Annotated in this window: 10 protein-coding genes; 8 read left to right on the top strand and 2 right to left on the bottom strand. The window is 72.1% G+C overall.

What is annotated here, in order from left to right:
* Window positions 1-28: 28 nt before the first annotated feature.
* On the bottom strand, window positions 29-631 hold the full coding sequence (locus tag NQU55_RS20985; protein WP_168096902.1) for a CGNR zinc finger domain-containing protein: 603 nt from the start codon (window positions 629-631) through the stop codon (window positions 29-31).
* 69 nt (window positions 632-700) lie between these two features.
* On the opposite strand from NQU55_RS20985, the gene NQU55_RS20990 reads away from it, so the two are divergent.
* From NQU55_RS20990 to NQU55_RS21025, 8 genes are all read left to right on the top strand, one after another.
* Window positions 701-1,957, top strand: a complete 1,257-nt coding sequence (locus tag NQU55_RS20990) for an MFS transporter (RefSeq protein ID WP_256790948.1) — start codon at window positions 701-703, stop codon at window positions 1,955-1,957.
* Window positions 1,958-2,010: 53 nt separating this feature from the next.
* Entirely contained in the window at window positions 2,011-2,982 is a 972-nt protein-coding gene (locus NQU55_RS20995; RefSeq protein ID WP_168095766.1) for a LysR family transcriptional regulator, read from the top strand.
* A 200-nt stretch (window positions 2,983-3,182) separates the two neighbouring features.
* Window positions 3,183-4,625, top strand: a complete 1,443-nt coding sequence (locus NQU55_RS21000) for a GuaB1 family IMP dehydrogenase-related protein (protein WP_168095767.1) — start codon at window positions 3,183-3,185, stop codon at window positions 4,623-4,625.
* 379 nt (window positions 4,626-5,004) lie between these two features.
* A complete protein-coding gene (locus NQU55_RS21005) occupies window positions 5,005-6,783 on the top strand; it encodes an amino acid permease (protein ID WP_256790949.1) in 1,779 nt (592 codons plus the stop codon).
* A gap of 157 nt (window positions 6,784-6,940) precedes the next feature.
* A complete protein-coding gene (locus tag NQU55_RS21010; RefSeq protein ID WP_030365350.1) occupies window positions 6,941-7,396 on the top strand; it encodes an Lrp/AsnC family transcriptional regulator in 456 nt (151 codons plus the stop codon).
* Window positions 7,397-7,496: 100 nt separating this feature from the next.
* Window positions 7,497-8,465, top strand: coding sequence for a LysR family transcriptional regulator (locus NQU55_RS21015; RefSeq protein ID WP_256790950.1), 969 nt, complete (start codon window positions 7,497-7,499; stop codon window positions 8,463-8,465).
* A 240-nt stretch (window positions 8,466-8,705) separates the two neighbouring features.
* The gene (locus NQU55_RS21020) at window positions 8,706-9,515 is read left to right on the top strand and encodes a carbon-nitrogen hydrolase family protein (RefSeq protein WP_256790951.1); all 810 of its coding nucleotides are present in this window, start codon (window positions 8,706-8,708) and stop codon (window positions 9,513-9,515) included.
* Window positions 9,516-9,575: 60 nt separating this feature from the next.
* A complete protein-coding gene (locus tag NQU55_RS21025; protein ID WP_168093070.1) occupies window positions 9,576-11,276 on the top strand; it encodes a flavin monoamine oxidase family protein in 1,701 nt (566 codons plus the stop codon).
* A 49-nt stretch (window positions 11,277-11,325) separates the two neighbouring features.
* Here NQU55_RS21025 and NQU55_RS21030 read toward each other — a convergent pair whose 3' ends face one another.
* Window positions 11,326-12,018 (bottom strand): DUF5995 family protein, encoded by a 693-nt coding sequence (locus NQU55_RS21030; RefSeq protein WP_168093071.1) that lies wholly within the window; start codon window positions 12,016-12,018, stop codon window positions 11,326-11,328.
* Between the last annotated feature and the right edge of the window lie 100 nt (window positions 12,019-12,118).

Raw genomic sequence — 12,118 nt, forward strand, 5'->3', positions numbered from 1 at the left:
GTCCGCCCCCGCTCTGTCGTGGGAGGGGTCAGTGCGCCGACCGGGCCTTGCGGTGCTGTGCGGCCTTCGCCCGGTTTCCGCAGATGGCCATCGAGCACCAGCGGCGCCGCCTGCCCACCGACTTGTCGACGAAGCGGCCGCTGCAGTTGTGCCCGTCGCAGATGCGCAGCCGCTCGCGCGTGTCGCCGCTGCCGAGCAGGGTCGCGGCGTCGACGGCGATCCGGCACAGCGCGCGGCGGGCGTCGGACGGCGCGGTGTCCGTGCGGAAGACGGCGGTGCCGTCCTGCACGTCGAGGCGCGAGGGGTGTTCGCCCAGGCGCGCCAGCCACACGTTGATCGTGCCGGCCGCGGCCTCGGGGAACGGCTCGTCCGCGACGCTCGCCCGGTACCCGGCGTCGATGGCCTCGCGCAGCTCCCTCGCCTCCCGCAGCAGCGCGTCGTCCACGGCGACGCCCTGCGGGGTCACGCCTGCTTCGGCGAACCACTCGGCGAGGTCGCCGGGGCCCGTCAGCAGTTCGCGGCCGCCTTTGAAGCGGTCCCGGAGGGTGTTGACGAAGTCGACGCTCAGCCGCCCGCCGTACCAGACCCAGCGCTCCGGCACTTGGCGATCTTGCACCTGTTCCACAGCCATAACCCCATGATAGGTTACGCGCACCGAGTAACCGTACTACCGGTTAGCAACCGGGGAAGAGGTTGTGCGATGACCCAGCAGTCAGCGGCGCAAGCGCCGAAGGGCGGGTGGTCGGGCGCGGCGAAGGTCTGGCTCCTGGCCCTCGGCATGTTCGCGATCGGCACGGACCTGTTCATCGTGTCCGGGCTGCTGCCCGCGCTCGGCGACGAGCTGGACCTGTCCACGGCCGCGGCCGGCCAGACGGTGACCGTTTTCGCCATCACCTACGCCGTCGCCGCGCCGGTCCTGGCCAGCGTCACCTCCCGGCTCGACCGGCGCACGCTGCTGCTGGCCGTGCTCATCGTCTTCGCCGTGGGCAACGCCCTCTCGGCGTTCGCCCCGAACTACGCGGTGCTGCTCCTCAGCCGGGTCGTCGCCGGCGCGTCCGCCGCGCTCTACGCCTCCACCGCCTCCGCCGTCGCCGCCCGCATCACCGCGCCCGAGCGGCGCGGGCGGGCCCTCGCGATCGTCTACGCGGGCATGACCAGCGCCATCGCCCTGGGCGTCCCGATAGGCAACGCCATCGGCGAGCTCTCCTCGTGGCGCTGGGCGTTCGGGTTCGTCGCCCTGCTCGCCCTCGTCACGGCGCTCGGCGCCGCGGCCGGCATCCCGTCGGTGGAGGGCAACGCGGGTCTGGGCGTCCGCGAGCGCCTGGGCGCCGTGCGCATCAAGCGCGCCCCCACCGCCATGCTCACCACCACGCTGTGGGTCGTCGGCACCTTCGTCGTCTACACCTATCTCGGCACCGTGCTGGAGAAGGTCAGCGGCGCCGCCGACGCGGACCGGACCTGGCTGCTCCTGCTGTTCGGCATCGGCAGCTTCGCCGGCGTCATGGGGGGCGGCCGGCTCGCCGACCGCGTCGACTCCACCCGTGGCCTGGCCGCCACCGTCGCCCTGCTCGCCGCCGTCCTCGCGGCGCTCACCCTCGCCCTGCACTCCGTCGTCGGCGCCGCGGTGGGCCTCACCGTCTGGGGCCTGGTGCACTGGGCGAGCTTCCCGCTCATCCAGCACCGCCTGCTGGCCATCGGCGGGAAGAACGGGGACATGCTCCTGGCGCTGAACAACAGCGCCGTCTACATCGGGCAGACCGCCGCGGCCGTGGTCGGCGGGCTCTTCGCCGACGCCGGCCACCTGCGCCAACTGCCGCTGGCCGGCGCGGGATTCGAGGTGCTCGCCCTCGTCGTCCTCGCGATCGGCGCGCGGGCCGCCCGCCCGGCGGCGAGCGCCGCCGCCACGGTGACGGCCGCGCCGCAGACGTCCGCCGGAGCGGTGGACAGCCGCCCCTGACGACCGGGGCCAACTCATCGGCACACAGCGCCACAAAGGGGGATCCGGGCCACATGATGAACCTGCGACGCCTGAAGTACTTCGCCGTGCTCGCCAAAGAGCTCCACTTCGGACGGGCGGCCGAATCGCTGGGGATCACGCAGTCGGCACTGTCGCAACAGGTCAAGGCCCTGGAGAAGGACGTCGGCGTCGACCTCATCACCGGCCGCGGCGCCAAGGGGGCCGAACTCACCGAGGCCGGCCGGGAGCTGGTGGAGGGCGCGGACCGCATCCTCTCCCTCTGCGACGACCTCACCGCCCGCCTGCAGGAGGTCGCGACCGGCCGGGCCGGCTCGATCGGCCTGGCCTACAGCCTCTCCGGCGCGTCCCTCGGGCAGCAGGACATCGTCGAGGAGTTCCGCAAGCGCTTCCCGGCCGTCCGGGTGGAGACCGACTCCGGCTGCTCGGCCCGCAACATCGAGATGCTGCGCGACGGCCGGGTCGACGTCGCCTTCATCCGGCAGGAGGCCAGCTGCCCCGAGGTCGACTCCTTCGTCCTCGCCGAGGAGGAGCTGGTGGCCGTCTTCCCCTCGGGTCACCGCCTCGCCTCCTCCCTGCGCATCACGCGCGAGCAGCTGTGGGAGGAGCCGCTCGTGATGTGGCCCAGGAAGCTCGCGCCGGAGCTCTACGACCGCATCGTCGGCCAGGTGTGGGGCGAGGTCTCGCCGCACATCGTCCAGGAGGAGCCCGACTACGAGAGCGTGTGCGCCTTCGTCGAGCGGGGCACGGCCGTGGCCGTCATGGACCGGCGGGTGGCCGAGCGGTTCGTCCGGCACGGCATGGCCGTACGCCGCTTCACCGCGCCCGTCCCGGTGACGAAGATCGCCGTGGCCTGGCGCCGGGCCACCCGGTCGCTGGTGGTGGACCACTTCCTCACCGTGGCCCGTTCCAACAGCCACCAGCTGGTCGGCAGCCACCGCACGCCGCGCGGCGTGCAGTACACGGATCTGGCCGGGGTGGAGATCTCCAGCACCGCCACCGCGTAAAAACGGGCAAGCCGGGCGGCTCGGGCGATGCCACAGGGCTCGCCCGGGCCGCTTGGCCGAAGTCACAGAATGCGACGCCAGTTCGCCACAGCGCCCGGAAATCGTGGATGATGGGTCCAGGAACCTCAGCCCGATCCGGTGTCGGCCCGGTCTGACTCCCCACCCGCTCTGTACGTAAAACCGCAGGTGAGAGAGCCAGTATGCGTTTCCTTAATGACCAGAAGCCGCCGTACGACCTGACGTACGACGATGTGTTCATGGTGCCGAGCCGCTCCGCGGTCGGCTCCCGCCAGGCCGTGGACCTCTCCGCGCCGGACGGGACCGGCACCACCATCCCCCTCGTCGTCGCGAACATGACCGCGATCGCCGGCCGCCGCATGGCGGAGACCGTCGCTCGCCGCGGCGGCCTGGTCGTCATCCCGCAGGACATCCCGATCGAGGTCGTCACCGACGTCATCTCCTGGGTCAAGAGCCGCCACCACGTGCTCGACACCCCGATCGTCCTCAGCCCCTCCCAGACCGTCGCCGACGCGCTGTCGCTGCTGCCCAAGCGCGCGCACGGCGCCGGCGTCGTCGTCGACGCGGACCACCGCCCCGTCGGCGTCGTCACCGAGCACGACCTGACCGGCGTGGACCGCTTCACGCAGCTGTCCGAGGTCATGTCCAAGGAGCTGCTCCTCCTCGACGCGGACATCGACCCGCGCGAGGCCTTCAACCAGCTCGACGCCGCGCACCGCAAGCTCGCCCCCGCGGTCGACAAGGACGGCCGCCTCGCGGGCATCCTGACCCGCCGCGGCGCCCTGCGCGCGACGCTCTACACCCCCGCCACCGACGCGAACGGCAAGCTGCGCATCGCCGCCGCCATCGGCATCAACGGCGACTTCGTGGGCAAGGCGAAGCTGCTGCTCGAGGCCGGCGTGGACACGCTGGTCATCGACACCGCGCACGGCCACCAGGAGTCGATGATCTCCGCGATCAAGGCCGTCCGTGCGCTCGACCCGCAGGTCCCGATCGTCGCGGGCAACATCGTCGCCGCCGACGGCGTGCGCGACCTCATCGAGGCCGGCGCGGACATCATCAAGGTCGGTGTGGGCCCGGGCGCCATGTGCACCACCCGCATGATGACCGGCGTGGGCCGCCCGCAGTTCTCCGCCGTCCTGGAGTGCGCCGCCGAGGCGAAGAAGTACGGCAAGCACGTGTGGGCCGACGGTGGCGTCCGTCACCCGCGCGACGTCGCCATGGCCCTGGCCGCGGGCGCGTCCAACGTGATGATCGGCTCCTGGTTCGCGGGCACCTACGAGTCCCCGGGCGACCTCCAGCAGACCGCCGACGGGCGCTTCTACAAGGAGTCCTTCGGCATGGCCTCGGCCCGCGCGGTGCAGAACCGCACGTCCGAGGAGTCCGCGTACGACCGGGCCCGCAAGGGTCTGTTCGAGGAGGGCATCTCCACCTCGCGCATGTTCCTCGACCCCGCCCGCCCGGGCGTGGAGGACCTGATCGACTCGATCATCGCGGGTGTCCGCTCCTCCTGCACCTACGCGGGCGCCGGCTCCCTGGCCGAGTTCGCCGAGCGTGCCGTCGTCGGCGTCCAGAGCGCCGCCGGCTACGCCGAGGGCAAGCCGCTGCACGCCAGCTGGCAGTAATCCCGCACGGCCCTGGAGAAGGGGCGCGGTCCGATCCGGACCGCGCCCCTTTTCGTGTTTTCCGAAGGAGTGTTCCGGTTCGCCGGGCCGCGCCCCTTTTTTGCTCCCGATGTACCGATTCATAATGTGACGTGCAACGATCACCTGTTCTGGCCACCCGGACGCAATGATCAGCCGGGCATACGCAAGAATGGTGCATTACGAGCGCGGGCCCTGACCTCATAGGGTCTGCGCAGAACGTGGAGTGGCGGGTACCGCTTGCTCGGCGGTACCCCTCGCTACGGGATTGCTCTGCCATGTCGGCGCGCCCCGGGTGCCGCCGCGGAACCGACGCTTCCGCACCGGTACCCCCGACCGGCAGTCATGAACGGAGCACCCCGTGTTGGACCAAGGCACTGCGCCACCTGCCACCGGCGGCAAGCAGCTTCCCCCGCTGCAGTCCACCGGCTTCGGCGCCCGCCTGATGCGCCGCAAGCCCGTCGAGCGTCTGGTCGCCGAGGGCGGCCAGGGTGAGGGCGGCAGCCTGCGCCGCTCGCTCGGCATGTGGCAGCTGACCATGATCAGCATCGGCGCCACGCTCGGCACCGGCATCTTCGTCGTGCTCGGCGAGGCCGTGCCCGACGCCGGCCCGGCCGTCGTGATCTCCTTCGTGCTCGCCGGCATCACCGCGCTGTTCTCGGCCCTGTCCTACGCCGAGCTCGCCGGCACCATCCCGGTCTCCGGCTCCTCGTACTCCTACGCCTACGCCACCCTCGGCGAGATCATCGCCTGGGTCTGCGGCTGGTGCCTGATCCTGGAGTACGGCGTCTCCGTCGCGGCCGTGGCCGTCGGCTGGGGCCAGTACCTCAACGAGCTCCTCGAAGGCACCATCGGCGTCACCATCCCGGCCGCCCTGGCCAACCCGCCCGGCGCCGACGGCGGCATCTTCAACCTGCCCGCCCTGCTCGTCGTGCTGCTGTGCATGGCCTTCCTGATCGGCGGCGCCAAGGAGAGCGCCCGCGCCAACACGATCATGGTCGGCGTGAAGATCGTGGCCCTGCTGCTCTTCTGCGCCGTCGCCTTCATGGGCATCCGCGCCGGCAACTACGCCCCGTTCATGCCGCTCGGCCTCGGCGGCGTCAGCGCCGCGGGCGCCACGCTGTTCTTCTCCTACATCGGCTTCGACGCCGCCTCCACCGCCGGTGAGGAGGCCAAGAACCCGAAGAAGGACCTGCCCAAGGCGATCATGCTGTCGCTGCTGATCGTCACGGTGCTGTACGTGCTGGTCGCGGCCGTCGCGGTCGGCGCCATGCCGTGGGGCGACTTCGAGGGCTCCGAGGCCGCGCTCGCCGGGATCATGAAGGACGTCACCGGCCAGAGCTTCTGGGCCGTGCTGCTCGCCGCCGGCGCCGTCATCGCCATCGCGAGCGTCGTGCTGACCGTCCTGTACGGCCAGACCCGCATCCTCTTCGCGATGTCCCGCGACGGTCTGGTCCCCAAGACCTTCGCCAAGGTCAACGGCAAGGGCGTGCCGATGGCGAACACCATCATCGTCTCGCTGTTCTGCGGCGTCCTGGCCGCCGCCGTCCCGCTCGGCCAGCTCGCCGACGCCACCAGCATCGGCACGCTCTTCGCCTTCGCCCTGGTGAACATCGCCGTCATCGTGCTGCGCTTCACCCGCCCCGACATGCACCGCAGCTTCCAGGTGCCGCTGTCCGGCGTGCGCATCCGGATCGGCGCGGCGCGGATCCCGCTCGGCCTGATCTTCCCGGTGCTGGGCTTCGCCATGTGCCTCTACATGATGCTCAGCCTGGACGTCATCACCTGGCAGGTCTTCGGCGGCTGGATGCTCGTCGGTCTGCTGATCTACTTCTTCTACGGCATGCGCCGGTCGCGCCTGGCCGTCGAGGGGGCGGCCGGGGCCGTCCTGACGAAGGAGCCGGTGGCCGCCAAGGCCGGGACCAAGGCCGGTGCGAAGCCCGCGGCGAAGTCCGTGGCCAAGGCCGGTGCGAAGCCGGCGGCCAAGCCCGCGCCGAAGGCCGAGGCCGAGCCCGCGCCCAAGGCCCAGGCGAAGCCCGCGGCGAAGACCGGGGCGAAGACCGGGGCCGCGACGGCCAAGAAGGCCGCCGGCAAGAACCGGCCGAAGCCGCGGAAGAAGGCGCGCGGCAAGAAGAAGTGATCTTCTTCCTGCCCCTGCCGTGATCCCGCCCGCCGGGTCCGCCGTCCGCGGACCCGGCGGGCGGAGCGCGAACACGTGTCGGGATCACGGCCGGGTACGTGATCTACTGCTGGTAGTAGCAGTAGCTGGTTACCCGTAGAAATGTGATCCACCCGCCGTGCGATTGAATGAGCTCGACGAACGCATCGTGCACGCCCTGGCCGAGGACGCCAGGCGCTCCTACGCCGACATCGGCGCGGAGGTCGGTCTGTCGGCACCCGCCGTGAAACGGCGCGTGGACAGGCTCCGCGCCGAAGGCGCCATCACCGGATTCACCGTCCGCGTGGACCCGGCGGCCCTCGGCTGGGAGACCGAGGGGTTCATCGAGATCTACTGCCGCCGCAACACCTCGCCCGAGGCCATCCACCGCGGCCTCTCGCGCTACCCCGAAGTGGCGTCCGCCTCCACCGTCACCGGCGAGGCCGACGCCCTCGTGCAGGTCTTCGCCTCCGACATGCGCCACTTCGAGCGCGTGCTGGAGCGCATCGCGGGGGAGCCCTTCGTCGAGCGCACCAAGTCCGTGCTCGTGCTCTCCCCGCTGCTGCGCCGCTTCAGCTCCGGGGCTCCCTCCTAGAGCACCTCGGCGTCCCGGCGTCCCGGCGTCCCGGTGTCCGCCGTGGACGGCGCCGCCCTCACTTGCTTTTCCTGCAAGGGGTGCGCGCCATACTTGCGGCATGCGCAAAGAAGCGGCTGAGGGGCCCGTACCCGGCTCACCGACCGACCAGCTGGCCAGAATCGACCTGAACCTGCTCGTCGCCCTCGACGCCCTGCTCGCCGAGGAGAGCGTCACGGCCGCCGCCGAGCGCCTGTGCCTGTCCGGCCCCGCCATGAGCCGCACCCTCGGCCGCATCCGGCGCGCACTCGGCGACCCCGTGCTCGTCCGCGCCGGCCGCCGGATGGTCCCCACCCCGCGCGCCCTGGCCATGCGGCCCGACGTGCGCCGGGTCCTCGCCGACGCGCGCTCCCTCTTCGCCCCCGCGGCGCCCGCCGACCCGGCCGGCCTGGAGCGGGCCTTCACCCTCAGCGGCCACGACAGCCACGTGCTGGGCTTCGGCGCCGCCCTCCTCGGCCGTGCCGCCCGGGAGGCGCCGGGCGTCACCCTCCGGTTTCTCGCCGAGGACGCCGCAGGCGTCCCCTCCCTCCGCGACGGCCCCCTCGACCTCGAGATCGGCGTCATCGACCGCAACGAACCCGAGATCCGCGTCGAACCCCTCACGACGGACCGCATGGTCGGCGTCGCCCGGCCCGGCCACCCCCTCCTCGACGGACCCGTCACCCTGCGCCGCTACGCCGCCGCGAGCCACCTCGTGGACTCCCGGCGCGGGCGCCTCTCCGGGCCCGTCGACGAGGCCCTCGCCGCGCACGGCCTGCGGCGGCGCGTCGTCGGCACCGCCCCCACGCTCGCCTCGGCCCTCTTCGTCATCGCCGGCAGCGACGCCGTCGGCCTCGTCCCGGAACGGGTCGCCCGCCCGGCCGCGGACGCGCTCGGCCTCATGACCTTCGACATCCCCCTGGACCTCCCGCCCATCGAGGTCTCCATGGCCTGGCACCCCCGCCACGAGGCGGACACCGGCCACCGCTGGCTCCGCGACATCGTCCGCGACACGGTCCGCGCGGTGGCGGCGGCCGGCCCGCAGGGCTGAGCGCCCGGGGCCGGTCCGCCGGTGCCGGACCGCCCCCGGGGCGTGGCCGTGCGAGCCCCGGCGAGGCCCCGCGCAACGAATCGCGCCGAAACGGCGGAAAGGCGCAACGAATCATCCACCTCCACGCAACGGAGGCGCCTTGTCCGGTCAGGACGGCGGACCGTACCGTCAAGGCGTCTTAACGCGACGCCCCGCAGGGGGTACCGCGCACCCCCTCCGGACCAGGTGAAGTGAGGCCGCATGACGCCGCCGCGTATCGCGCTGTACCAGGGCCCCGCCGGCGTTCCCTCCTCCACCTCGGACAGCCTCGCCGCCCTCGACGCCGCCGCCCGCCGGGCCGCCGCCGCGGGAGCGCGGATCCTGCTCACCAACGAGCTGTTCCTCACCGGCTACGCCCTCGGGGACGCGGTGAGCGAGCGCGCCGAGCCGGCCGACGGCCCCGGCGCCCGCGCGGTCGCCCGCATCGCCGCCGAGCACGGCCTGGCCGTCGGCTACGGCTACCCCGAGCGCGACGAGGCCGACGGCGGCACGGTCTACAACGCCCTGCAGCTCATCGGCCCCGACGGCGCCCGCCTGGCCAACTACCGCAAGACCCACCTCTTCGGCGCGTACGAGACGGCCCACTTCCGGCCCGGCACCGAGGCCGTCGTGCAGGCCGACTTCGCGGGCCTCCGCCTCGGCCTGCTGATCTGCTACGACGTCGAGTTCCCCGAGCCGGTGCGGGCCCACGCGCTGGCCGGCACCGAACTGCTGCTCGCGCCCACCGCGCTGATGCGCCCGTACGAGATCGTCCCGCAGACGATCGTCCCGGCCCGCGCCTGGGAGAGCCAGCTCTACATCGCCTACGCCAACCGCTGCGGCGAGGAGGGCGACTTCGCCTTCGCCGGCCTCAGCTGCCTCGCCGCCCCCGACGGGACCGTACGGGCGCGGGCGGGCAGCGGCGAGGACCTGATCGTCGCCGACGTCGACCCGGCGCTGCTGAAGGCCTCCCGCGCCGAGAACACCTACCTGGCCGACCGGCGTCCGGAGCTGTACGCCGCACTCGTCTGACCCACCGCCTCCGGGCCCCTCAGAGCCGCAACCCCCACTTTTCGCAGGAGAGTTCAGCCGATGACGTCCATGGTGCCCACCGCCGCCCACGACGAGCCGTCGGAGCCGGCCCTGCCGCCGATCACCATGGTCGGCCCGGACTTCCCGTTCCCGTACGACGACTTCCTCGCCCACCCCGCGGGCCTCGGGCAGATACCGGCGACCGAGCACGGCACCGAGGTCGCCGTCATCGGCGGCGGCCTGTCGGGCATCATCTCCGCCTACGAGCTGATGAAGATGGGCCTCAAGCCCGTCGTCTACGAGGCCGACAAGATCGGCGGCCGGCTGCGCACCGTCGGCTTCGAGGGCTGCGACCCCTCGCTGACCGCCGAGATGGGCGCGATGCGCTTCCCCCCGAGCTCCACCGCGCTGCAGTACTACATCGACCTGGTGGGCCTGGAGACCAAGCCCTTCCCCAACCCGCTGGCGCCCGACACCCCGTCGACCGTCGTGGACCTCAAGGGCGAGTCGCACTACGCGCACACCATCGACGACCTGCCCCCGGTCTACCGCGAGGTCGCCGAGGCGTGGAACGCCTGCCTGGAGGAGGGCGCGGACTTCTCCGACATGAACCGCGCCCTGCGCGAGCGCGACGTGCCGCGCATCCGGGAGATCTGGGCGAAGCTGGTCGAGAAGCTCGACAACCAGACCTTCTACGGCTTCCTGTGCGAGTCGGAGGCGTTCAAGTCCTTCCGGCACCGTGAGATCTTCGGCCAGGTCGGCTTCGGCACCGGCGGCTGGGACACCGACTTCCCCAACTCCATCCTGGAGATCCTGCGGGTCGTCTACACCGAGGCCGACGACCACCACCGCGGCATCGTCGGCGGCAGCCAGCAGCTCCCGGTGCGCCTGTGGGAGCGCGAGCCGGAGAAGCTCGTCCACTGGGCCCCGGGCACCTCGCTGTCCTCGCTGCACGGCGGCGACCCGCGCCCGGCCGTGACCCGTCTGCACCGCACCGCGGGCAACGGCATCACCGTCACCGACGCCTCCGGCGACATCCGCACCTACAAGGCGGCCGTCTTCACGGCCCAGTCGTGGATGCTGCTGTCGAAGATCGCCTGCGACGACTCGCTGTTCCCCATCGACCACTGGACGGCGATGGAGCGCACCCACTACATGGAGTCCTCCAAGCTGTTCGTGCCGGTGGACCGGCCGTTCTGGCTGGACAAGGACGAGGAGACCGGGCGGGACGTCATGTCGATGACGCTCACCGACCGGATGACGCGCGGCACCTACCTGCTGGACGACGGCCCCGACAAGCCGGCCGTCATCTGCCTCTCGTACACCTGGTGCGACGACAGCCTCAAGTGGCTGCCGCTGTCGGCGAACGAGCGCCTGGAGGTCATGCTCAAGTCGCTCGGCGAGATCTACCCCAAGGTCGACATCCGGAAGCACATCATCGGCAACCCGGTCACCGTCTCCTGGGAGAACGAGCCCTACTTCATGGGCGCGTTCAAGGCCAACCTGCCGGGCCACTACCGCTACCAGCGGCGCCTGTTCACCCACTTCATGCAGGACCGCCTGCCCGAGGACAAGCGCGGGCTCTTCCTCGCGGGCGACGACATCTCCTGGACCGCCGGCTGGGCGGAGGGCGCCGTGCAGACCGCGCTCAACGCCGTGTGGGGCGTCATGCACCAGTTCGGCGGAGGCACCGACCCGTCCAACCCGGGCCCGGGCGACCGCTACGACGAGCTCGCGCCCGTCGAGCTGCCCGAGGACTGACCCCGGGCTCCCGGACCGAGGCCCCCCGAGCCCCCCAGCCCGGGGGGCCTCACCCCATGGGCGTGAGCAGGCAGCGCCCCACCAGCCCGACACTGGAGTCGATCCGGCCGGTCAGCTCCTCGGCCACGTCGGGCAGGCCGCGCACCGCCCACAGCGCGCGGAAGGACGCCCACGCCCCGCGCCGCGCCGCCTGCAGGGACCACGAACCCACCAGGTGCGTCAGCGGATCGGCGACGTCCAGCAGATCCGGCCCGGGCATCAGATCCTCACGGATCCGCTCCTCCATGGCGACCAGCAGCCCGCCCACGCGCTCGAAGTCGGCCTCCATCAGGTGGGGCCGGCCGCGCAGCGCGCGGCAGGTGTCGACGAGGGCCAGCGCGAGGTCGTGCCCGATGTGGGCGTTGATCCCCGCCAGCGCGAACTGCAGGGGCCGCACGGCCGGGTGGCCCCGCAGCTGGAACAGCGGACGCCAGCACGCCGGCGGCTCCCGGCCCGCCGCCGTGTGGTCGACGGCGGCCAGATACCGCGCCGCGAACCGCACGGCGAGCTCCGTGGCCGCGGCCCCGTCCGTGAATCCTCCGGCCCCCGCCTGCTCGGCGACCCGCTCCGTGACCCTCAGGTACACGCGGTTGAAGACGTGCACCCCGTCCCGCGGCGGCAGGGCCCCGTCCAGCATCCGCATCTGCGCCAGTACGTCTTCGATGCCGGCGGGTGCCGCGGGCTTCGCCCATGTCAGCGTCATGCACACAGAGTGACAGGTGAATACGCAGAGTAGGGGATCGTGTGCGGTAGTTGACCGGAACGGATGAACGGGCAGGCCCTCCCGGCATATGCGGCAGGGC

The organism is Streptomyces telluris, from assembly GCF_024519335.1.
Classification (GTDB): Bacteria; Actinomycetota; Actinomycetes; order Streptomycetales; family Streptomycetaceae; genus Streptomyces; species Streptomyces telluris.

Excerpts from the sequence above, each read along its gene's own strand:
- NQU55_RS20985 (WP_168096902.1), bottom strand. The coding sequence starts at position 631 with ATGGCTGTGGAACAGGTGCAAGATCGCCAAGTGCCGGAGCGCTGGGTC.
- NQU55_RS20990 (WP_256790948.1), top strand. The coding sequence starts at position 701 with ATGACCCAGCAGTCAGCGGCGCAAGCGCCGAAGGGCGGGTGGTCGGGC.
- NQU55_RS20995 (WP_168095766.1), top strand. The coding sequence starts at position 2,011 with ATGATGAACCTGCGACGCCTGAAGTACTTCGCCGTGCTCGCCAAAGAG.
- NQU55_RS21000 (WP_168095767.1), top strand. The coding sequence starts at position 3,183 with ATGCGTTTCCTTAATGACCAGAAGCCGCCGTACGACCTGACGTACGAC.
- NQU55_RS21015 (WP_256790950.1), top strand. The coding sequence starts at position 7,497 with ATGCGCAAAGAAGCGGCTGAGGGGCCCGTACCCGGCTCACCGACCGAC.
- NQU55_RS21020 (WP_256790951.1), top strand. The coding sequence starts at position 8,706 with ATGACGCCGCCGCGTATCGCGCTGTACCAGGGCCCCGCCGGCGTTCCC.
- NQU55_RS21025 (WP_168093070.1), top strand. The coding sequence starts at position 9,576 with ATGACGTCCATGGTGCCCACCGCCGCCCACGACGAGCCGTCGGAGCCG.
- NQU55_RS21030 (WP_168093071.1), bottom strand. The coding sequence starts at position 12,018 with ATGACGCTGACATGGGCGAAGCCCGCGGCACCCGCCGGCATCGAAGAC.